The 21,261-nt window shown below is 59.9% G+C and carries 18 protein-coding genes and 1 tRNA gene; 10 read left to right on the top strand and 9 right to left on the bottom strand.

All coding sequences use genetic code 11. The features are described from left to right. Positions 1–18 precede the first annotated feature (18 nt). Positions 19–693: an alpha/beta hydrolase gene (locus IEX27_RS03370; protein ID WP_188719499.1), complete on the bottom strand. Its 675-nt coding sequence runs from the start codon at positions 691–693 to the stop codon at positions 19–21. Between the two features lie 211 nt (positions 694–904). Here IEX27_RS03370 and IEX27_RS03365 point away from each other — a divergent pair, with 211 nt between their 5' ends. The 7 genes from IEX27_RS03365 to sufA all read left to right on the top strand — a co-directional run bounded on the left by IEX27_RS03365 (position 905) and on the right by sufA (position 7,971). Next, on the top strand, positions 905–2,062 hold the full coding sequence (locus tag IEX27_RS03365) for a cysteine desulfurase family protein (RefSeq protein ID WP_188719587.1): 1,158 nt from the start codon (positions 905–907) through the stop codon (positions 2,060–2,062). A gap of 162 nt (positions 2,063–2,224) precedes the next feature. Next, a complete protein-coding gene (sufB, locus tag IEX27_RS03360) occupies positions 2,225–3,733 on the top strand; it encodes a Fe-S cluster assembly protein SufB (RefSeq protein WP_188719498.1) in 1,509 nt (502 codons plus the stop codon). Between the two features lie 36 nt (positions 3,734–3,769). Further along, positions 3,770–4,525 carry a Fe-S cluster assembly ATPase SufC gene (gene sufC / locus IEX27_RS03355; RefSeq protein ID WP_188719497.1) on the top strand — a complete coding sequence of 252 codons (756 nt, stop codon included), beginning with the start codon at positions 3,770–3,772 and terminating at the stop codon, positions 4,523–4,525. 8 nt (positions 4,526–4,533) lie between these two features. Beyond that, positions 4,534–5,799 (top strand): Fe-S cluster assembly protein SufD, encoded by a 1,266-nt coding sequence (gene sufD / locus IEX27_RS03350; RefSeq protein ID WP_188719496.1) that lies wholly within the window; start codon positions 4,534–4,536, stop codon positions 5,797–5,799. 65 nt (positions 5,800–5,864) lie between these two features. Beyond that, the gene (locus tag IEX27_RS03345; protein ID WP_188719495.1) at positions 5,865–7,106 is read left to right on the top strand and encodes a cysteine desulfurase; all 1,242 of its coding nucleotides are present in this window, start codon (positions 5,865–5,867) and stop codon (positions 7,104–7,106) included. 4 nt (positions 7,107–7,110) lie between these two features. Beyond that, complete coding sequence (locus IEX27_RS03340) at positions 7,111–7,488, top strand: SUF system Fe-S cluster assembly protein (protein ID WP_188719494.1); 378 nt, start codon at positions 7,111–7,113, stop codon at positions 7,486–7,488. Positions 7,489–7,587: 99 nt separating this feature from the next. After that, entirely contained in the window at positions 7,588–7,971 is a 384-nt protein-coding gene (sufA, locus tag IEX27_RS03335; RefSeq protein WP_188719493.1) for a Fe-S cluster assembly scaffold SufA, read from the top strand. A gap of 127 nt (positions 7,972–8,098) precedes the next feature. Here the strand turns inward: sufA and IEX27_RS03330 are convergent, their stop codons facing one another. The 8 genes from IEX27_RS03330 to IEX27_RS03295 form a co-directional block, all read right to left on the bottom strand. Further along, positions 8,099–9,589: a DEAD/DEAH box helicase gene (locus IEX27_RS03330; RefSeq protein WP_188719586.1), complete on the bottom strand. Its 1,491-nt coding sequence runs from the start codon at positions 9,587–9,589 to the stop codon at positions 8,099–8,101. A 230-nt stretch (positions 9,590–9,819) separates the two neighbouring features. Continuing rightward, positions 9,820–10,596 carry an NAD kinase gene (locus IEX27_RS03325; RefSeq protein ID WP_188719492.1) on the bottom strand — a complete coding sequence of 259 codons (777 nt, stop codon included), beginning with the start codon at positions 10,594–10,596 and terminating at the stop codon, positions 9,820–9,822. A gap of 175 nt (positions 10,597–10,771) precedes the next feature. After that, the gene (locus IEX27_RS03320) at positions 10,772–11,233 is read right to left on the bottom strand and encodes a hypothetical protein (RefSeq protein WP_188719491.1); all 462 of its coding nucleotides are present in this window, start codon (positions 11,231–11,233) and stop codon (positions 10,772–10,774) included. 648 nt (positions 11,234–11,881) lie between these two features. After that, positions 11,882–12,838, bottom strand: coding sequence for a DMT family transporter (locus IEX27_RS03315; RefSeq protein ID WP_188719490.1), 957 nt, complete (start codon positions 12,836–12,838; stop codon positions 11,882–11,884). Positions 12,839–12,988: 150 nt separating this feature from the next. Beyond that, entirely contained in the window at positions 12,989–14,284 is a 1,296-nt protein-coding gene (locus tag IEX27_RS03310; RefSeq protein WP_210315491.1) for a glycerate kinase type-2 family protein, read from the bottom strand. Further along, positions 14,271–15,245, bottom strand: coding sequence for a D-2-hydroxyacid dehydrogenase (locus tag IEX27_RS03305; protein ID WP_188719489.1), 975 nt, complete (start codon positions 15,243–15,245; stop codon positions 14,271–14,273). Before IEX27_RS03305 ends, IEX27_RS03310 begins: the two co-directional genes overlap by 14 nt. A 206-nt stretch (positions 15,246–15,451) precedes the next feature. Then, the gene (locus IEX27_RS03300) at positions 15,452–15,883 is read right to left on the bottom strand and encodes a hypothetical protein (protein WP_244630195.1); all 432 of its coding nucleotides are present in this window, start codon (positions 15,881–15,883) and stop codon (positions 15,452–15,454) included. Positions 15,884–16,233: 350 nt separating this feature from the next. After that, positions 16,234–16,309 (bottom strand) — tRNA-Thr (locus IEX27_RS03295). Positions 16,310–16,600: 291 nt separating this feature from the next. Between IEX27_RS03295 and IEX27_RS03290 the strand changes: the two genes are divergently transcribed. The 3 genes from IEX27_RS03290 to ligD all read left to right on the top strand — a co-directional run bounded on the left by IEX27_RS03290 (position 16,601) and on the right by ligD (position 21,145). Next, a complete protein-coding gene (locus IEX27_RS03290; RefSeq protein ID WP_188719487.1) occupies positions 16,601–17,695 on the top strand; it encodes an AI-2E family transporter in 1,095 nt (364 codons plus the stop codon). Positions 17,696–17,827: 132 nt separating this feature from the next. After that, complete coding sequence (gene ku, locus IEX27_RS03285; RefSeq protein ID WP_188719486.1) at positions 17,828–18,670, top strand: non-homologous end joining protein Ku; 843 nt, start codon at positions 17,828–17,830, stop codon at positions 18,668–18,670. Beyond that, the gene (gene ligD, locus IEX27_RS03280; protein ID WP_188719485.1) at positions 18,671–21,145 is read left to right on the top strand and encodes a DNA ligase D; all 2,475 of its coding nucleotides are present in this window, start codon (positions 18,671–18,673) and stop codon (positions 21,143–21,145) included. Positions 21,146–21,261 lie beyond the last annotated feature (116 nt).

The raw sequence follows: 21,261 nt of genomic DNA, 5'->3' as shown, positions 1-21,261 counted from the left end.
CGTCGGATAGGGTGAGAATTAGCGCAGACGCTTCGGGCGCGCTTCCGCCAGTTCACCACGCAGACGGGCGTCGAGATACTCGGCGCACTCCTCGATCAGCGTCTCGTGCATGTTCGAATAGAAGTGGTTGGCGCCAGGCAGCGTCTTCTGCGTGATCGTGATACCCTTCTGGGTGTGCAGCTTGTCGACAAGACCCTGTACGTCCTGCGGCGGCGCCACGCGGTCGTCGCTGCCGTGGATGATCAGGCCGGACGAGGGGCAGGGCGCCAGGAACGAGAAGTCGTAGAGGTTCGGCTGCGGCGAGATCGACATGAAGCCTTCGATCTCCGGACGGCGCATCAGAAGCTGCATGCCGATCCAGGCGCCGAAGGAGTAGCCGGCGACCCAGCAGTTCTTCGAGTCGGGGTGCAGCGACTGGATCCAGTCGAGTGCTGCTGCGGCATCGGACAGTTCGCCTGCGCCATGGTCAAAGGCGCCCTGGCTGCGGCCGATACCGCGGAAGTTGAACCTCAGGGTTGTGAAGCCACGCGACTGAAACAGGTAGAAAAGATCGTAGACGATCTTGTTGTTCATCGTGCCGCCGAACTGGGGGTGCGGATGCAGGATGATGGCGATCGGGGCGTTCTTTTCCGTGGACGGCTGATAGCGGCCTTCCAGACGACCGGCGGGACCATTAAAAATGACCTCGGGCATAGTGACTCCAGCTTGGGCGAAACCTCCCTGCGTGCGATGGCAGGGCTTGACGTGACGCCAGTGCCTCCAATAGAAGCTTGTTTAGAATTGTTCAAAAGTGGTGCAACTTTTATTGCACCCCGGTAAGACGCGTAAATAGGACGTCTTGCCTTCAAAATTCAAGGAAATTAAGCGCCGTGACGACGAGCTGCGGCGCCAGGCCATGGAAAGCATGACGAGACGGCGCATCTATCTCGATTATAACGCTACTGCGCCGCTGCTTCCCGCAGCGCGGCAGGCGATGCTTGATGCGCTCGATGCCGCCAATCCCTCGTCCGTGCATGCCGAAGGCCGCGCCTCCCGGCAGATCATCGATCAGGCGCGCCGCAACGTGGCTGCTCTCTTTGACGCCAAGCCGGAGCATGTCGTGTTCACCTCCGGCGCGACGGAAGCGGCGAACATGCTGCTGACGCCGAACTGGCAGATGGGACGTTCGCCGGTGCGCTATTCACGCGCCTATGTTTCGGCGGCCGATCACCCCTGTGTGCTCTCGGGCGGCCAGTTTGCTTCCGATGCGGTTCAGCAGATTGCGGTTCGTCCAGACGGTGTGCTCGATCTCGACGCGTTGCGTGCAGCACTTGCCGCTCATGATGCTTCGGCGGGCCTGCCGCTGGTGATGCTCCACAATGCGAACAATGAGACCGGCGTGCTACAGCCCGTGGAAGACATTGCCTCCATCGTGCGTGCCGCTGGGGGCCTGATCATCTATGATGCCGTACAGGCGGCTGGGAGAATTCCGCTGGATATTTCAGCCGGTTACGCGGATTTCTTCATCGTCTCCTCGCACAAGATCGGCGGGCCAAAGGGCGCCGGCGCCATCATTGGCGCTTCCGATCTCTTGATGCCCAGGCCGCTTATCAAGGGTGGCGGGCAGGAGAAGAGCCACCGCGCTGGCACGGAAAACATTCCGGGTATCGCAGGTTTCGGCGCGGCTGCCCGCGAGGCGTTGGCGCAGCTCGACGGGATCGAGGCCATCAAAAACAAGCGCGTACGAATCGAAGCGTTGATCCATCAGCACGCTCCCGGCGCGACGATCTATGGCGAGGGAGCCGGGCGGCTTCCAAACACGGTCTTCTTCTCGATGCCGGGCGTGAAGGCGGAGACGGCACAGATCGCTTTTGATCTTGCCGGCGTGGCGCTCTCGGCTGGGTCTGCGTGCTCATCCGGCAAGGTGGGTCCGAGCCATGTGCTCAAGGCCATGGGCCATGCCGATCAGGCAGGGGCCCTGCGCATATCGATTGGCAGCGGCACGACGGACAATGATATCGAGTTCTTCGGTACCGCCCTGGAAAAATTCGTCTCGGGACGCAGGCGCGCTAGCGCCGCCTGAGGGACAATATTCCGACGATCACAGACTGGTGAAAAATTGGAGTAAAAGACACATATTTTCGGTTTTGCGGGATGAATTTAGCGTCCGGAATGACTAGATAGGCTTCATCCCGCCAGAGTTTGCAAGTTTCCGGACCTTGAATCCGGCCTATGGAGAACGTTAATGGCTGCAGTACAAGAAACCATTGATACAGTCCGCACGCTTGATGTGGACCAGTACAAGTACGGTTTCGAAACTCTCATCGAGAGCGACAAGGCCCCGAAGGGGCTCAATGAAGATATCATTCGCTTCATTTCGGCCAAGAAGGACGAGCCCGAGTGGATGCTCGAATGGCGTCTCGGTGCCTATCGTCGCTGGCTGACGATGGAAGAGCCGACCTGGGCGCGCGTCGAATATCCGAAGATCGACTTCCAGGATCTGCACTATTTTGCAGCACCGAAGGGCATCACCGGACCGACGTCGCTTGACGAGGTGGATCCGGAACTCCTGAAGACCTATGAGAAGCTTGGCATTCCGCTCCGTGAGCAGGAAATCCTTGCTGGCGTGCAGAAGCCTGCAAGCGACGAGCCGAGCGACAACGTCTATGCATCTGGCCGCGTGGCCGTTGATGCCGTCTTCGACTCCGTTTCCGTCGTCACGACCTTCAGGGAAGAGCTTGCCAAGGCGGGCGTGATCTTCTGCTCGATCTCCGAGGCGATCCGCGAGTATCCGGAACTGGTGCAGAAGTACCTCGGCTCCGTGGTTCCTGTCTCGGACAACTACTATGCGACGTTGAACTCCGCCGTGTTCACGGACGGCTCGTTCGTGTTCGTGCCGAAGGGCGTTCGCTGCCCGATGGAGCTGTCCACCTATTTCCGTATCAACGAGAAGAACACGGGCCAGTTCGAGCGCACGCTGATCATCGCGGAAGAGGGTGCCTACGTCTCCTACCTGGAAGGCTGCACGGCGCCCCAGCGCGACGAAAACCAGCTGCATGCTGCCGTTGTCGAGCTGATCGCGCTCGATGATGCCGAGATCAAGTACTCGACGGTGCAGAACTGGTACCCGGGCGACGCTGAAGGCAAGGGCGGTATCTACAACTTCGTCACCAAGCGTGGCGACTGCCGTGGCAAGAACTCCAAGATCTCCTGGACGCAGGTCGAAACCGGTTCGGCGATCACCTGGAAGTACCCGTCCTGCATCCTGCGCGGTGACAATTCGGTTGGCGAGTTCTACTCGATCGCCGTTTCCAACGGCTACCAGCAGATCGACTCCGGAACGAAGATGATCCACCTGGGCAAGAACACGTCCAGCCGCATCATCTCCAAGGGTATCTCTGCCGGCAATTCGAACAACACCTATCGCGGTCAGGTTTCGATCCATCGCAAGGCAGAGGGTGCGCGTAACTTCACCAACTGTGACTCGCTGCTGATCGGCGACCAGTGCGGTGCGCACACGGTTCCCTATATCGAGGCAAAGAACGCTTCGGCCAAGGTTGAGCACGAGGCGACCACCTCGAAGATCTCCGAGGACCAGAAGTTCTACGTCATGCAGCGCGGCATCCCGGAAGAGGAAGCGATCGCGCTGATCGTGAACGGCTTCGTCAAGGACGTCATCCAGGAACTGCCGATGGAGTTTGCCGTAGAGGCACAGAAACTCATCAGCATCTCGCTTGAAGGCTCGGTTGGCTAACAGCTGCCCCCACAGGAATTTTTAGGAAATTACACAATGCTAGAGATCAAGAACCTTCACGCTCGCATCGCCGAAGACGGCACTGAAATCCTGCGCGGCGTCAACCTGACCGTGAAGCCGGGCGAAGTCGTCGCCATCATGGGCCCGAACGGCTCGGGCAAGTCCACCCTTTCTTACGTGCTTTCCGGCCGTGACGACTACGAAGTCACCGAAGGCGACATCCTGCTCAACGGCGAGTCCATCCTGGAGATGGATCCGGCCGAGCGCGCTTCCGCAGGTGTCTTCCTCGCGTTCCAGTATCCGATGGAAATACCGGGCGTTGCTACGATGGAGTTCCTGAAGGTTGCCATGAACTCGCAGCGCAAGGCGCGCGGCGAGGAAGAGCTGAAGGTGCCGGAATTCATCAAGCGCGTGCGCACGGCTGCCGAAGAGCTCAGCATGGACATGAACATGCTGAAGCGTCCGCTCAACGTGGGCTTCTCCGGTGGTGAGAAGAAGCGTGCGGAAATCCTGCAGATGAAGCTGCTTGAGCCGAACCTCTGCGTTCTCGACGAAACGGATTCGGGCCTCGACATCGATGCGCTGCGTATCGTTGCTGAAGGCGTGAACGCCCTGCGTTCGCCTGATCGCGCTATCGTCGTGATCACCCACTACCAGCGCCTGCTCGACTACATCGTTCCGGACACCGTCCACGTCCTCTACAAGGGCCGTGTGGTGAAGTCCGGTGGCAAGGAGCTCGCTCAGGAGCTTGAGAAGACTGGTTATGCCGAAATCATCGGCGAAGCTGCCTAGGATTGGTGATGAATATTCAAACGCAGATAAAGCGAACGGCTGCCGAAGAGCTTCTGCTGGATGCCTTCGCCGCCCATGGTGAAGCACTGCCGGGTGATTCATCGGTCAAAGCCCAGCGCAAGGCTGCTGCCGAACTAATCGGCCGTGGCCTGCCGACGCGCCGCGTCGAGTCCTGGCACTACACGGACCTGCGCCGTCTCCTGTCGAACGTCGCGGCCTTCACACAGGGCCAGGGCGCTGCGGCTGAGGCTGCACTTCTCGACGGTTCGACGGTCCTCTCCGTCGTTGGCGGCAAGGCTTCGGCTTCAGCGAATGTTGATGGCCTGACTGTTGCTTCGCTGGTTAATGGTCTTGCTGACGGCAAGCTTGCCGAGCGGCTGACGCTGGCCGGCACGGATGACACCGTTGGTGCGATCAACTCGGCCTTTGTGGCCGATGGTTATGCCGTCGATATCGCCGCTGGCGCCGAGATCGCCCATCCCGTAGAGCTGCAGAACGTTCATGCGGGCGGCCAGGTCCACACCCGCTTCGTCGTGAACGCGGGCGAGGGCGCCAAGGCTGTCATCGTCGAGCGTCAGACCGGTACCGGCAGCGCATTGGTGTCGTCGGTTTCCGAACTGGACGTTGGCGAGGGTGCCGAGATCCTCTGGATCATTGTGCAGGATCAACCCGTCGAGGCGGATCATCTCGCACAGTTCAAGGCGCGGATTACAGCCAATGCCAAGCTGACGCTCTTCGTCATGAACTCCGGTGCGAAGCTTGCGCGCCAGGAAGTTCGTGTACGTATGGAAGGGGAACACTCCCAGTTCCATCTGCGTGGCGTCAATCTTCTGGCGGGCGATGCGCACTCCGATATCACCATGGTGCTCGACCATCTCGCTCCCGACACCTATTCGACCGAGACGATCCGCAACATCGTGACGGGGCGGGCGGATGGTGTGTTCCAGGGCATGATCCGCGTTGCGCAGAAGGCGCAGAAGACCGACGCGAAGATGGCTTGCAACACCCTGTTGCTGACGGACGAAGGCAGCTTCTCCACCAAGCCGGAGCTGGAAATCTTCGCGGATGACGTGGTCTGCGGCCACGGTGCGACGGTTACCGAGATCGAGAAGGCTCACCTCTTCTACCTGATGGCACGCGGTATCGAGGAAAAGTCGGCCCGCGGGCTGCTGGTGAAGGCGTTCCTGGCCGAGGTGATCGAGGAACTCGAGAACGAACAAGCCATCGAAGTGCTTGAGGACAAGCTCAACCGCTGGTTCGAAGCACACGCCTAACTGCAATACGGCTCTACCCGCACAACGCGGGTGGAGCCTCTTGAATTTCCCAGGGCGGAGACCGGATGGATCAGAAAGTGGAAAACACAGCCTATGACGTAGAGGCGGTCCGCCGCGACTTTCCCATTCTGTCCCGGCAGGTCTACGGGAAGCCGCTGGTCTACCTGGACAATGGCGCTTCGGCCCAGAAGCCGCAGGTCATGATCGATGCGGTAACCCACGCCTATACCCAGGAATATGCCAACGTTCATCGTGGCCTGCATTTCCTGTCGAACGCGGCGACCGACGCCTACGAGAAGGCTCGCGAAACCGTGCGCCGCTTCATCGGCGCGAAGTCGGTCAACGAGATCATCTTCACCAGGTCTGCGACCGAGGCCATTAACCTGGTTGCCTATGGCTACGCGATGCCCCGCATCGGCGAGGGTGACGAGATCGTGCTCTCCATCATGGAGCACCATTCCAACATCGTTCCCTGGCACTTCATCCGCGAGCGTCAGGGGGCGAAGCTGGTCTTCGCGCCGGTGCACGACGATGGCAGCTTTCACATCGAAGACCTGGAGAAGTGCCTCACCGAACGCACGAAGCTGATCGCCATCACCCACATGTCGAACATGCTGGGCACGGTGACGCCGATCAAGGACATCGTGAAGCTCGCGCATGAGCGCGGCATCAAGGTGCTGGTGGATGGCAGCCAGGCTGCGGTGCATCTGCCCGTCGACGTTCAGGACCTCGGCAGCGATTTCTACATCTGCACCGGCCACAAGCTTTACGGACCGTCGGGCATCGGTTTCCTCTACGGCAGGGAAGAGCTGCTGATGGAAACGCGGCCCTTCATGGGCGGCGGCGAGATGATCGAGACGGTGACGGAGGAAAACGTCACCTACAACGAACCGCCGCATCGCTTTGAGGCTGGTACGCCGCCCATCGTGCAGGCGATTGGGCTTGGCGCTTCACTCGAATACATCGAGCGGATCGGACGCGAGAAGATCGCGGCGCATGAGGCTGACCTCGTGAAATATGCTCATGAGCGGCTGTCTGAGATTAATACGCTCCGCATCTTCGGCAATGCGCCGGGCAAGGGCGCCATCGTCTCCTTCGAGCTCGAAGGCATCCATTCCCACGACGTTTCCATGGTGATCGACCGTGCTGGCGTGGCGGTTCGTGCGGGAACCCATTGCGCGCAGCCGTTGTTGAAGCGTTTTGGTGTGACGTCGACATGCCGTGCCTCATTCGGCATGTATAATACGCGGGCCGAGGTTGATGCCCTGGCCGAGGCGCTCTTTGAAGCGCGCAAGTTCTTTGGATAAGCCAATGACAGAGACGAACGACACAATCGGCGAAACGGAAGCGAAGCCCGCCGCCACCGCGATTCCGCCGGAAGAGCTGGATCGGCTGACGGATGACATCATCGCCGCTCTGAAGACCGTCTATGACCCGGAAATTCCGGCCGACATCTATGAGCTGGGTCTGGTCTACCGCATCGACATCGAGGATGACCGCACCGTCAAGATCGACATGACGCTGACCGCGCCGGGCTGCCCGGTAGCCGGCGAGATGCCCGGTTGGGTGCAGAACGCCGTCAGCGCCGTCGAAGGCGTTGCGGACGTTCAGGTGCAGATGGTGTTCGATCCGCCGTGGACACCCGATCGCATGTCGGAAGAGGCGCAGGTGGCCGTTGGCTGGTACTAGCCAGGGTATTTGCCCTTGCAAATCAGTCCCACGCCGACCATGTTGATTGAGAATTGAACCTTTCCGCGAGCCTTAACCTCGCTGTGAACGGAGACTTAGATGGGTCGATTTCAGGTAATCACGATTACGGACGCCGCAGCTGACCGCGTGCGCCAGATCATGAAGACGCGCGAGAATGCCAAGGGCATTCGCCTTGGCATCAAGAAGGGCGGCTGCGCGGGCATGGAATATACGGTTGATGTCGTGACCGACCCGGATCCCAAGGATGATCACGTGGAGCGCGACGGTGCGCATGTCTACGTGGCGCCGGAAGCCGCGCTGTTCCTGTTCGGAACTGAAATGGACTTCGAGGTCACGCGCATCCGCTCGGGTTTCACCTTCCACAATCCGAACCAGAGCTCGGCCTGCGGCTGTGGTGAATCAGTGGAGCTGCAGCCTGCCGATCTCAAGGCGCTGGCAGAGGCTCGCGCTACCGCCGGATAGATTCTGCTGATCATGATCACATGGCTAAACCCGCCCTTGAGGCGGGTTTTTTTTGTGGACCGTGCGGGTGTTCGGAGCAGGAATCAAAAACCCCTGGCGGGCCAGGGGTTCAGAACTTGGTTCGGTCTCAGACCTTGCCAACAATCTTCATGAAGTCGGGGATGTCATCGCCGAAGCCGACCACAGCGGGCATATCGTCGTCGCGATCACGGTAGCGCGAACGGCGATCCTCATTGCCCGAGCGGATGTTGTCACGACGGTCCTTGCGCTCCGCAGGACGCGGGGCAGGGGCGGAACGGTGGCTCTCGACCGGCTGCGTAGCTTCAGCGGCCACAGGAGCTTCCGGCTGGGCTTCTGCCTTCGGAGGCCGTGCCTCGCGCTCGCGCTTCGGCTTGCGGTCCCTGTCGTTGCGCTTGGAGCCAGCCTTGCCACGGCTTGGCTTCTCCTCGTGCTCGTCCTCGGGACCAAGCGTCGAAAGATCGCCGTCGTACCAATCGACGTCCTCGCCGATCAGCTTCTCGATCGATTGCAGATACTTCTTGTCGCTCTTGGTGACGAGCGTGAAGGCCTTGCCGCTTCGTCCGGCACGGCCGGTACGGCCGATGCGGTGGACGTAGTCATCCGCATGGATCGGAATGTCGAAGTTGAAGACGTGGCTCACGTCCGGAATATCCAGACCCCGTGCGGCGACATCCGAGGCAACGAGCAGGCGAAGCTTGCCCTTGCGGAAGTTCTCCAGCATCGTCGTGCGTGAGCGCTGATCCATGTCGCCATGTAGCGCGCCGGCATCGAATTCGTGGCGCACCAGGGAGCGGAAAAGTGTAGCCACTTCCGTCTTGCGATTGCAGAAGATGATCGCGTTCTTCAGTTCGTCGCCTTCCGCGCGGATCAGCTGGCGCAGACGATCGCGCTTGTCCCAGGGCTTGGAGCCGGACTTTACAAGCTTCTGCGTGATGCTTGCGTTGGTCGTCGCGGGCTTTGCCACTTCGATGCGGACCGGAGCCTGCAGGAACTGCTCGGTAAGCTTGGTGATCTCCGGCGGCATGGTCGCCGAGAAGAACAGCGTCTGGCGCGTGAACGGGATCAGCTTGCAGATGCGCTCGATGTCGGGGATGAAGCCCATGTCGAGCATGCGGTCTGCTTCGTCGATGACGAGGATCTCAACGCCGGTGAGCAGCAGCTTGCCGCGCTCGAAATGGTCGAGAAGGCGACCCGGCGTAGCGATCAGCACGTCTGCACCGCGCTCGAGCTTCTTCAGCTGTTCGTCAAAGGAAACGCCGCCGATCAACAAGGAAATGTTGAGCCGATGGTTCTTGCCGTATTTGACGAAGTTTTCTTCAACCTGGGCGGCGAGTTCGCGCGTCGGCTCAAGGATCAGTGTGCGCGGCATGCGCGCCCGGGCGCGGCCCTTCTCAAGGCGGGTGATCATGGGCAGCACGAAGGCCGCCGTCTTGCCCGTTCCCGTCTGGGCGATACCCAGAACGTCCTTACCCTCCAGCGCATGCGGAATAGCGCCCGCCTGGATCGGTGTGGGTTGAGTGTAACCGGCGTCGATGACAGCGGAAAGGACCTTAGGCGAAAGGCCCAGTTCTTCGAAGGTCGTAACCTGCTGCGTGATTTCCTGAACGTCTGTATCTGACACGGAGTGGCGTCTTTGCTCTCTCTCTGCAGTGCTGCGCAACAATAACGCGGTCAAAGGGGCGCTGCGTCTCCACCCCGTGCCTGCGAGGTAAGACTTAGTGTTGCAGATGTCAACACTGAGTTGCAATTACCCGCCTATACTATCACTTCTGCTGCCGAACAAGAATGTCTAGCGTGGCAGATGCGTCACGAAAGCATTGTGGTGGGCTAATACCGGAACTGCTCGGCGACGATGCGTTCTTCCCAGGGATGGCTGGCATCGAAAAGCAGGGTGGCGGTGTGGTCGACAGAGGCATGCACGCGCACCGAGAGGACGGACTTTACTTCCCGATTGTCGGCAACCGCGTTGACTGGACGCTTGGCGGGCTCAAGGATGGTGAACTCGACCGACGAGCGGTTCGGGATGAGCGCACCGCGCCAGCGACGGGGGCGGAAGGGGCTTACCGGTGTCAGCGCCAGCAAGGGCGCGTCGAGCGGCAGGATCGGCCCGTGGGCTGACAGGTTATAGGCGGTGGAGCCGGCCGGCGTCGCCACCATGATACCGTCGCAGATCAGTTCATCCACGCGCGGCTTGCCATCGATGGTGATCCGGATCTTCGCCGCCTGGAAGGACTGACGGAAGAGTGAAACCTCGTTGATGGCCAGTGCTGTGACGACATTGCCATGCTCGTCCTCGGCAATCATCTCGAGCGGCTTGATCGTCTCGGGAATGGACTCGGCGATACGCCGGGGGAGATCTTCCTCATGGTACTCGTTCATGAGAAAGCCGATGGTGCCGCGGTTCATGCCGTAGAGCATCTTGCCGGAGCCCATGGTTTCGCGCAGCGTCTGCAGCATGAAACCATCGCCGCCCAGGACGACGATCACGTCGGCATCCGCAGGAGATCGGTTGCCGTACAAATCCGACAGACGCTCCTGGGCCTTCTGAGCGTCTTCCGTATCGGCTGACACGAATGCGAGCGAGGAGAATGTCTGCGTGTTCATACGATACCAGGGGGTTCATGCAATTCCGTTATCTCAACGGTTAGCATGCACGCGCCCTGGGGCCTAGCAATTTCATGTAATTGCTCGGGAAACTGCCATCCCGAAATACGCATTCCGAGATGGTGAAGTTGGCGGACGCGTGCTTATCTGTTGCGGCCGCCTAGATGACGCAAGATCAATTGTCGGCGTCGTTGTCGACCAGACCCTGATCAATGCAATCCTGCAGGGTGATGGACGAGATATCGAAGGCTGCCTCGCCCTGGCTGCTGTTGTCAGCGTTTGAGTTACCGGCGCCGTTGCTGGCGGCGGCATTGGAATCTGCGGAAGCTGCAGCGCCGCTGCCGGCAGCTGCGCCTGCTGCATCGCCGCTGCCAGCTCCTGCACTAGCGGAAGTGTTCCCGCTGGCGGTGCTGCCGTCGTTGCCAGGCTGGTTGGTCTGCCTTTCGGGCTGCGTGGTCTCCGGCTCGTTGCTGCCGGTCGTGCCCTGCTGCGCCTGAAGCTCCGAGCAGCGGTCCTTGACCGCGCTAAGCTGGCTCTCCGGGATTGAACTGGCGCCTCCGCTGTTGTCTTGCGCGAAGGCCGAAAAGGCCGAAGCAGTGAACACCATCAGCGGAAGGATCATTTTTGCGGATTTCATCATGTGACACCTCTCTTTGGGTGCCTAACCCGCCGATCGCGCTGGTGTTCCAGCTCTTTTCCCAAAGAGCAGCAACTTCGTAGAAGAGGCCGGAGAATTCGGAATGAAGTATAATGATGAAGAAGTTAAACGACCAGGGGGGGTGAGACTAAGGCTAGACAGTACAGGAAGCCTTAGTCTCCTGCTCCAGCTAGTTCTGGATGTTCAGTCGTCTTGATGAACTTGTGGAAGGGTTCTGTTTCAGGTGCTTCCAAGGCATGAGAACGAACGCGTAACTTCCTGTTCTGAATATGATGCGTTCCCGTGTTCTGACAGAAAACACAGGTTTCAGCTTCAGCCGTCCCACGAACGGCAGATATATAGACATATGAAGACCCCAAAGCCATTTTCGGCAGAGCGAATCCGCCGTTGGTTCCCACCCGGCGAGGCGTATAGGACAACTTTTACGCGTAAACAAGGGCGTATCTTATCGGAGGGTGGCAGTGGCTTGCCTGAGCGATGTCGACCCTGTGGGGAGGGCGGCAGGACACTGCCGCCCAAATATTTAGCACATTTTTTGCTTGGAAATCCCCCAGCATTTCGCGTTCTTCTGGGATGACCGAGCCTCAATTACCCATACGGGGCCTCTCCCTCAGGGGTTGCAGAGCTTCAGGGCGACGGCAGCGGCTTTTCGCGACCGGGAACGCCAACCCGCGTCTCTCTCCAGACGATGATGAAGTTGGAGATGACGACGATTGAACCGCCAATCCAGATGGGCAGGGTGGGCCAGTCGTTCCAGATGAACCAGCCGAAGGTCGTGGTCCAGATTATGCTGCTGTAGTTGAAGACTGTGATGATATTTGCCGGTGCGTTCTTGAAGGCGATCGACAGGGCCATCTGCATGAATACGCCGCAGAGGCCAATGCCGACGATGAGCGGCAGTTCATTCCAGCTTGGGGCGGTGAATACGAAGGGCAGGGGAATTGCGGTCAGTACGGCGCCGATGCCCAGGAAGTAGAAGGTCACTGTTTCGGGACGCTCTGTCCTGCCGAGCTTGCGAAGCAGGATCTGAAGGACTGCCTGGATCATGGCCGCGCCCAGTGCGAGGGACACGCCGACCGAATTTACCACGCCAGTCGGGCGCAGCATGATGAGCACGCCCAGGAAACCCAGGGCAATGGCAGACCAGCGGAAGGGGCCAACTCTTTCGCCGAGCACGAAGAAGCCGAGCGCGGGGATGAGGAGCGACGAGGTGAACAGGAATGCGGAGGTGTCCGCCATCGGCATCGCGGCGTAAGCTGCGAAGGTGAAGATCAGCGAAACTGATCCCAGAATGGAACGCAGGAAGATGTCCCTGCGATTTCCCCGGATCTTCAGGATGTCCCGCTTGCCCATGGCAAAGACCATGAACAGGAACGGCAGGAAGCCTATTAGATTGCGGTAGAAGCCGATTTCAATGACGTGATGATGCTCCGACAGAAGCTTGGCCAGTACGTTCATGGCCGCCATCGAGAGATAGGCGAGAAGGGCTGCTGCCATGCCAACGATATAGTTATCGGCATGGATAGGCGCTGACGCTTGCGGCGATACCGCCGGTTGGGCCTGCTCGTTCGTCGCGTCAGTCACAGAGTATCGCCTCGCACGCAGGGAGGGTCTGCGAAGAGACGCCGCCACAAGATTTCGGAGCACCATAGGGGACGAGCAAGCCGCACGGCAAGCTGCCTTACGAAGACCCCAAAAGGTTGTCGATGCAAGAACCGGACCAGAGGCAACACGCTAAAGCGGCTGACCTGATCCGCCCACGATGATGCAGCGGAAATCGTTGACATTGGTGAGCGTTGGGCCGGTGACGACCTGATCGCCGAGCCGCTCGAAAAACGTATGCCCGTCGTTGTTTTCCAGGAAAGCGCGCGGATCGATGCCGATTTCCTGTGCACGGGTGAGCGTATCCGGGGCAATCACGGCACCTGCCACTTCTTCCGCGCCGTCCACGCCATCGGTATCCCCGGCAATCGCATAGGTCTCTTCCAGCCCGTTCAGCTCCACGGCGAGCGCAAGCAGGAACTCGACGTTGCGTCCGCCCCGCCCATTGCCGCGCACCGTCACGGTTGTCTCGCCGCCGGAAATCAGGGCGCAGGGCGGAGCTGCGGTTTCGCCGGTTGCCTTCGTCCGTCGGGCGATTTCGGCCAGTTCGCGCGCAAGGTCACGGGACTCACCCTCCAGCGCATCGCCGAGGATGACCGGCGTGATGCCGTGCTCCTCCGCGACCCGCGCGGCTGCTTCCAGTGATGCCTGCGGGCGGGCGATGATCGTGTGCGCATTGTCCGCGTTAGACGGAGCGCGACCAGAGCTTTCCTTCGCTGCCTGCAGATGGCGGATCACTGACACTGGTTCGGTGATGCCGTACCGTTCGAGGATCTCAAGTGCCTTTGCTGGCGTGGAAGTGTCCGGAATCGTCGGCCCCGAGGCGATGGCGGACGGGTCGTCGCCCGGCACGTCGGAAATCAGCAGCGTCACCACGCGCGCCGGATAGGCAGCTTCAGCCAGCTTGCCGCCCTTGATTGCCGACAGCTGCTTGCGCACAATGTTCATTTCGCTGATTGCAGCACCAGAGCGGAGCAGGGCGCGTGTCACCGCCTGCTTGTCGTCAAGCGTCAGGCCTTCAGCCGGAACGGAGAGCAGGGAAGAACCGCCGCCGGAAATGAGGGCGATCACAAGGTCGTCTTCGGTGAGGCCGGACACCAGCTCCAGCATCCTCTTGCCGGCAGTAACAGAGCGCTCGTCAGGTACGGGATGCGAGGCGGACAAGACCTCGATCCGGTTGCAGGCAACCTCGTGGCCATCGCGGGTGACGATGCAGCCTGAGAGCTCATGCGGCCAGTTTTCCTCCAGTGCCCTCGCCATCGCTGCGGAAGCCTTGCCACCGCCGACGACAATGGTTCTGCCCTTCGGCTTCGAAGGCAGATGCTGGGGCAGCACCAGCGCGGGCTGGGCGGCCGCTATCGCCGCGTTGAACATTTCGCGCAGGACGGTGCGATAGAACCCGGCGTCAGGCTTGCTATTGGACGACATTGCGCGGCGTTCCCTTGTGGAAAAGTTCGATGTTCTCGATGAGCTGGTCAGCGAGGACCTGGATGGCCTCGCGGCTCGACCAGGCGATATGCGGCGTCAGGATGAAGTTCGGACGATCCATGAGCCGCGTGAACGGATGGTCCGCCGGAAGCGGTTCCTTCGTCACCACGTCGAATCCGGCGCCGGATATCTGTCCTCTCTCAAGCGCATCGCAGAGCGCGTTTTCATCTACCAGGCCACCGCGCGCGGTGTTGATGAGCAGAGGCCGGCGCTCCATCAGCGCGAATTCCTCGGCCGCGATCATGTTGCGCGTTGCTGGCTTCAGCGGGCAGTGGAGCGTTATCACGTCGCTCTGGCGCAGCACTTCCTCGAAGGGCGTATAGAGCGAACCCATGCCGGTGCGGCCCTTGTGCGCGGAAAAGAGGACGCGCATGCCGAAGGCTTCGCCGAGCTTCGCCACCGCCCGCCCGAGCGTGCCGTCGCCGATGACGCCGAGCGTGGCGCCCGCCAGATTGAAAACCGGATAGTCGAAATAGCAGAACTGGCCGGACTTCTGCCATTCCCCGCGCGCCACCGACTGGTGATAGGGAAGGATGCTCCGGCGCAGCGCCAGGATGAGCGCGAACGTATGCTCAGGCAGCGTGTTCCCCGCGTAGTTGCGGATGTTTGATACGGTGATCCCGCGCTCGGTGCAGGCTGCAAGGTCGACGTTGTCATAGCCGGTGGCGGCGACCGCGATCAACTTCAGCCGTTTCGCCTGACCGATGGCGTCGCCCCTTACCGGAACCTTGTTGGTGATGACGATGTCCGCATCGGCGATCCGCGCGGCCACCTGATCAGGCGCCGTCCTCCCGTAAAGGGTCAGATCATGCGGGAAGCTCAATCCCTTGAGGCAGGTCTCGGGCGGAAGCGTCTCCCGATCAAGGAAGACAATCTGCTGAGGTCTGTCTGCTTCCGCCATGATACTCGTCCGCTGTGCAAGTGGTGGCACAATGCAGGCGGATTCTTGAGCTGCGTCAAGGGCAAGTCACCTAAACTAATATAGGCGGTCTCCGAAGCCACGATCTGCCCTCAAAATTGCACACGGCTTACCAATTCGGTCGGCTCGCAAAGTAGTTAGAACTCGAGACCGGTCGTTTTCAACTACATGTTCAGAGGGCCTGATTGCTAACCGCGATATTTCTCGTGGCCTTCAGGGAAAATAAGGAAGCCTCGCGCATCAGTGTACGGTGCAATGGAAACCTGAGTGTCCGCTGCAATACGAAAGATCCGGTCAAAATCGTCCCAACCCAGGTTCAACCTTTGCTCTATGTTGTAGCGCCCGATTTTACCGACAATTTTACGAAACGGCTTTTCCTCTCTTTCTTCTCTGGCGTAATCGCTTTCTTTGGCAGGGACGGGATAGCGCCCTCCCCAATACAGCACGTGTTTTGCGAAGATAAGCCGACCCTGATCTTCACTCTTGAGTTTTGGCAATTTGGCGGTGTGCCAGAGCTGAGGCAGATCGTGGGTTTGTGGCGGGCGATCATCTTTAAGCTCTATCGTGCCGTTCACGAGCCGTTGAGCGATGACGCCTTTGATAGCGAGTTCGAGCGCCAATGAACCCTCGCGGAGGAATGCAGCGAATAGTCTCTGATTAGTTTTGTTTCCCTCCCAAAGATAACGCGCTGCTGCCCGGGCGTCCCACGCACGATTGATAAAATGCAGCGGTGCTCGGGCCCGCAGCTGAAATATACTTTCATGCAATTTTCACACCTCCGCTTCCCCACGTGAATGATGCTGGACGCGGTGGAAGCCGTCAATCCATGGTGCATCTATGTCGCGTGGAGTAGCCGAGTCTCTCATGAACCCCTTGGAACCAAGGGAATTCATTTACAATATGACGCCACATCGACCGCCCGCCAACGGCGGAAGTTGGATTTTAGTGCGATGCTTTACTGGGAAATTCATGGTGCCCCCGGACGGACTTGAACCGCCGACCCCCTGATTACAAATCAGGTGCTCTACCAACTGAGCTACAAGGGCAAGACCAAAGAACGCGCTGTAACTGAATGAGTTTTGCGAGACTGTCAAGAGGGTGCGCCCAGCCGCGAGGAAGCTCGGGCGCGCATAGGGCGCAAGGTTAAACCGGCACAGGTGTCGTTGGTCGCGCCGGTCTGTCGCGGGCGTCCGTGGAACCGTTTGCGATAGCCAGGCTTACATCATTCCCATTCACAGAACGGGCCAAAAGCCTATAACGTAGGGGCCCATGGGCCGTGGAACTGTCCACCAAGGAGGCAAAGGCAATTGCGTCGCAGCGTTCAGGATAACAGTTTCATGGTCATGGTCGTCCTGGTGACGATCGCCTTCATCTGGCTGCTCCTGCCGTTCTATGGGGCGGTGCTGTGGGCCGCCATCCTGGCGCTCCTGTTCAATCCGCTGCAGCGCTGGCTTGTGGTGAGGCTCAAGGGACGACGGAACCTAGCGGCGGCGCTCAGCCTCGTCGCCTGTGTCTGCATCGTCGTCATCCCGGGATCGCTGATCCTTGCCTCGCTCGCCCAGGAGGCAACGGCGCTTTACAACAGGCTCAGCCGCAGCCAGGTCGATCTCGTCACCATCGTCGAGCATATCCGCGATGCGTTGCCAACCTACGTGGTCGACATGCTCGGCAATTTCCAGCTCGACAGCATCGAGCAGGTTCAGGCCCGCATCACCTCCTTCGTGGCGCAGGCCGCGCAGATGGTCGCCTCGCGGGCGCTCAGCATCGGGCAGGGAACCGCGCAGCTCTTCGTCAGCCTCGGCGTGATGCTCTACGTGCTGTTCTTCCTGTTCCGCGACGGCTCGGTCATCGCGCGCATCATCCGCCGCGCGAGCCCGCTCAGCGATTTTCATACGGACTATGTGCTGCGGAAGTTCGCGACAGTGGTGAAGGCGACGGTGAAGGGCAATGTCATCATCGCCATTCTGCAGGGCACGATCGGCGGGCTTGCCTTCTGGTTCCTCGGCATAGAGGCGCCGCTGCTCTGGGGCGTGCTGATGGCCGTCCTGTCGCTGCTGCCGGCAATCGGTTCGTTCCTCGTCTGGGCCCCCGTTGCCTTCTATCTTCTGCTCACCGGCGAATATGTGCGCGGTGGCATCCTGCTTGCTGTCGGCGTCTTCGTCATCAGCCTGATCGACAATCTCCTGCGACCGCCGCTCGTCGGCAAGGATACGCGCCTGCCGGATTACGTGGTGCTGGTGTCGACGCTGGGCGGCATTTCGCTTCTCGGCATCAATGGGTTCGTCATCGGGCCGCTGATCGCAGCGCTATTCTTTGCCGTCTGGTCGCTGTTCGCCAGCCAGGAACGCCTGCGGGAGGCGAAGCAGGAGGAACGCCGGAAGATGGATCCCATCCCCATCGAGCCAAAGCAGGTTGAACGAACAGGCCCCTGACAGGACCCGAGTCACGTGCAAATATTGCTTACCGGCGGCAAAGATATGCGCCGGCAAAGTGGTTCTATATGGCAGTGATGGAACCTCTTTATACTGTCTGCGTTCTTCTGCATTGTTGTGGGAGTGCGTACCATGGCGCCACGAGCGACGTGGAAGGGTTATATAAAGCTGGCTGAGCTGGCTCTGCCGATCTCTCTTTATGCCGGGGCGACGACCTCGAAGAGGATCTCCTTTCACATTATCAATCGAAAGACAGGCAACCGGGTCAGCCGCGAGTATATCGACGAGGATACGTCCAAGGTCGTTGATCGCGAGCACCAGGTGAAAGGCTATGAGACTGGCGAGGGCCAGTACATCATCCTGCACCCGGACGAGATCGCCGCAGCTCTCCCCAACAACGACAAGACCATCACCATCGAAGGGTTTGTGCCGGCTGAGGATGTCGACACGGTCTTCTTCGACAAGCCGTATTATCTGGCTTCCTCCGGCGGCATTCTGGGCGAGACCTTTGCAGTGCTGTGCGAGGGCATGAAACGCCAGAAGGTGGCCGCCGTCGGCAAGGCCGTGCTCTTCAAGAAGGCGCGGACATTGATCCTGCGGCCCGAAGGCGAGGGGCTCGTCGCCAACACGCTCAACTACGATTATGAGGTACGGCTCGCCGAGGAGATCTTCAAGGAACTGCCTGAGATGAAGATCGAAGGCGAGATGCTCGATCTGGCGAAGCACATCATCGAAACGAAGATGGGCAGTTTCGATCCGCGCAGCTTCGATGACCGCTACGATCAGGCGCTGGCCGATCTCATCAAGGCGAAAGCCGAGGGCAAGGAGATCAAGGTGCCGCCGCGCAAGCGCGAGGCCAAGGTCGTCAATCTGCTCGATGCCCTGCGCGAGAGCGCGAAAGCCGCCAAGGCGGTGGAGGGCAAACGCGCGGCTTCAAACAGCAAGGCAGCGTCAACACGCCGGAAAGCGAGCTAAATGGCGCTCGAGACCTATCACAGCAAACGCAATTTTGGCTCCACGCCCGAACCACGCGGCGCTTCAACACGGCGGCGCAAGAAGGCTGCAGAGCTCAGCTTCGTCATACAGAAACATGCGGCGCGGCGGCTGCACTACGATCTGCGCCTCGAGATGGACGGTGTGCTGAAAAGCTGGGCCGTCACCAAGGGGCCGAGCCTCGTGCCGGGCGAAAAGCGGCTCGCCGTCCATGTGGAAGATCACCCGCTTGAATACGGCAGCTTTGAAGGGACGATCCCGAAGGGCGAATATGGCGGCGGCACCGTCATTGTCTGGGATCGTGGCACCTGGGAGCCGGTCGGCGACCTCAAGAAGGGCTATGCCAAGGGTCATATCGACTTCCGCCTCAAGGGCGAGAAGCTGTCTGGCGAGTGGCATCTCGTCCGGATGGGTCAGAAGAAGGGCGAAAAGGAAAACTGGCTGCTGATCAAGGCGACCGACGAATTCGCCCGTGCCGAAGGCGAGCCCGATATCCTTGAGGAGCGTCCGGAGTCCGTGAAGACCGGACGGGTTGTCGAGGAAGTGGCTGACGAGAAGCCCGGCTGGTCTTCCAAAAAGGGCAAGCTCAAGACGGAAGAGACCGCGCTTCCCATCCCAGCCAAGGCCAAAAAGGCAAAGTGGCCGGGCTTCATTGAGCCCGCGCTTGCCACGCTCGCCAAGACGCCGCCATCGGGCGCGAAATGGCTCCACGAGATCAAGTTCGATGGCTATCGTATCCAGGCGCATATCCAGAAGGGTAAGGTAAAACTCTTTACCCGGAGCGGGCTCGACTGGACGGAGCGGTTCGGCAAGGATCTGGCGAATGCGTTGAAGAAGTTGCCGGTGGATGAGGCGATCCTTGACGGCGAGGTTATCGTCGAAGGCGATGGCGCGGTTGCGAGCTTTTCCAGCCTGCAGGCAGATCTTTCGGAAGGGCGCACCGACCGAATGGTCTATTATGCGTTCGACCTGCTCCACCTTGATGGCATGGACCTGCGGGGTGCACCGCTGACTGAGCGGAAGCGCACGTTGCAGGTTCTGCTGCATTCGGCAGACCCGGTACTGCGCTTCAGCGAGCATTTCGAGGAGGACGGCCAGACGGTTCTCAACCATGCCTGCAAGCTCAGCCTCGAAGGGATCATCTCGAAGACTGCCGACGCAGCCTATGGCAGCGGTCGCTCGCGCAATTGGCTGAAGATCAAGTGTTCGAAGCGGCAGGAGTTCGTGATCATCGGCTATACGCCTTCGACCACGTCCAGCACTGCCATCGGGTCGCTGGCGCTTGGCTATTATGACAAGGGCGATCTCATCTATGCCGGACGCGTTGGCACGGGCTTCACCCAGAAAACGGCCAAGGAGCTGTTCGGCAAGCTGTCGAAACTGAAGGCTGCCAAAACTCCGACAAAGAAAAAATTGACAACGCTGGAAGCCAAGAACCTCCAGTTCGTGAAGCCGGAACTCGTGGCTGAAGTTGAGTTTCAGGTCTGGACCGCCGACAATATCATCCGCCATGCGGCGTTCCAGGGTCTTCGGGAGGACAAGAGCCCGCAGGAGATCGTCCGAGAATCGGAGGGAGGACCAGTGCAGGAACCAGTCGAACTGCCGGACGTCCGGCTTACCCATCCGGATAGGGTCTACTGGGAGGATGTAGGCGTCACCAAGCAGGGGCTTGCCGAGTATTACGTCCAGGTCTGGCCGCGGATGGAAAGCTTCGTCGTGAACCGGCCGCTGGCGCTGGTGCGCTGCCCGGACGGTGCAGCAGGGCAATGCTTCTTCCAGAAACATGCATGGAAGGGGCAATCGAAGGACATCATCCTCGCCAAGGATCCGGAGGATGATGAACCGGTCATTGCCATCAAGGACCTCAAGGGGCTGATCGGGCTCGTGCAGGGCGGGACGCTCGAAATCCACCCCTGGGGTGCGAATCTGAAGAACCTCGAAAAGCCCGACTGGATCAACATGGATCTCGATCCGGGTCCCGGCGTCGAGTGGCCGGAGGTGATCGAAGCGGCGATCGAGGTTCGCGAAAGGCTCGCAGCTTGCGGCCTCAAGAGCTTCGTGAAGACCTCGGGCGGAAAGGGTCTGCACGTGGTGGCGCCGCTCAAGCCCAAGGCCCCGTGGGAAGATGTGAAAGCCTTCGCCAAGGGGATTGCCGACTCAATGGCGGAGGACGATAGTTCTCGTTACGTGGCCACGGTTTCCAAGGCCAAGCGCAAGGGCAAGATCCTGATCGATTACCTACGCAACGGGCGGGGGGCAACCGCAGTTGCGCCGTATTCGACCCGTTCGCGAGATGGAGCTCCGGTCTCGATGCCGCTGGCCTGGGACGAGCTTTCCCCCGACATTGGCCCCGCCTATTTCACCGTCGAGAATGCAGTCCAACGGCTTGCCGTCGATGATCCATGGAAAGATTTCTGGAAGGCTGCGGTGGCCCTGCCGAAGCCTAAGAAGAAGTAAGCGGATGTTCTTTATGACATCGCAGTTGCAATAGGAAAACCGGTTCCCACTTCCTGGAACTGGCTTTTCTCGCGCAGTTCCGAACGGAAAACCAGTTCCCACTTTGCCTGGAACTG

The organism is Nitratireductor aestuarii, assembly GCF_014641695.1.
GTDB classification, from domain to species: domain Bacteria; phylum Pseudomonadota; class Alphaproteobacteria; order Rhizobiales; family Rhizobiaceae; genus Chelativorans; species Chelativorans aestuarii.
Note: the sequence above shows the minus strand (reverse complement) of the source record. Positions and strands in the feature narration are given on the sequence as shown.

Excerpts from the sequence above, each read along its gene's own strand:
- IEX27_RS03325 (WP_188719492.1), bottom strand. The coding sequence starts at position 10,596 with ATGAACACGCAGACATTCTCCTCGCTCGCATTCGTGTCAGCCGATACG.
- sufA (WP_188719493.1), top strand. The coding sequence starts at position 7,588 with ATGGGTCGATTTCAGGTAATCACGATTACGGACGCCGCAGCTGACCGC.
- sufD (WP_188719496.1), top strand. The coding sequence starts at position 4,534 with ATGAATATTCAAACGCAGATAAAGCGAACGGCTGCCGAAGAGCTTCTG.
- IEX27_RS03290 (WP_188719487.1), top strand. The coding sequence starts at position 16,601 with ATGGTCATGGTCGTCCTGGTGACGATCGCCTTCATCTGGCTGCTCCTG.
- ligD (WP_188719485.1), top strand. The coding sequence starts at position 18,671 with ATGGCGCTCGAGACCTATCACAGCAAACGCAATTTTGGCTCCACGCCC.
- ku (WP_188719486.1), top strand. The coding sequence starts at position 17,828 with ATGGCGCCACGAGCGACGTGGAAGGGTTATATAAAGCTGGCTGAGCTG.
- IEX27_RS03365 (WP_188719587.1), top strand. The coding sequence starts at position 905 with ATGACGAGACGGCGCATCTATCTCGATTATAACGCTACTGCGCCGCTG.
- IEX27_RS03370 (WP_188719499.1), bottom strand. The coding sequence starts at position 693 with ATGCCCGAGGTCATTTTTAATGGTCCCGCCGGTCGTCTGGAAGGCCGC.
- sufB (WP_188719498.1), top strand. The coding sequence starts at position 2,225 with ATGGCTGCAGTACAAGAAACCATTGATACAGTCCGCACGCTTGATGTG.
- IEX27_RS03310 (WP_210315491.1), bottom strand. The coding sequence starts at position 14,284 with ATGTCGTCCAATAGCAAGCCTGACGCCGGGTTCTATCGCACCGTCCTG.
- IEX27_RS03305 (WP_188719489.1), bottom strand. The coding sequence starts at position 15,245 with ATGGCGGAAGCAGACAGACCTCAGCAGATTGTCTTCCTTGATCGGGAG.
- IEX27_RS03340 (WP_188719494.1), top strand. The coding sequence starts at position 7,111 with ATGACAGAGACGAACGACACAATCGGCGAAACGGAAGCGAAGCCCGCC.
- IEX27_RS03320 (WP_188719491.1), bottom strand. The coding sequence starts at position 11,233 with ATGAAATCCGCAAAAATGATCCTTCCGCTGATGGTGTTCACTGCTTCG.
- IEX27_RS03345 (WP_188719495.1), top strand. The coding sequence starts at position 5,865 with ATGGATCAGAAAGTGGAAAACACAGCCTATGACGTAGAGGCGGTCCGC.
- sufC (WP_188719497.1), top strand. The coding sequence starts at position 3,770 with ATGCTAGAGATCAAGAACCTTCACGCTCGCATCGCCGAAGACGGCACT.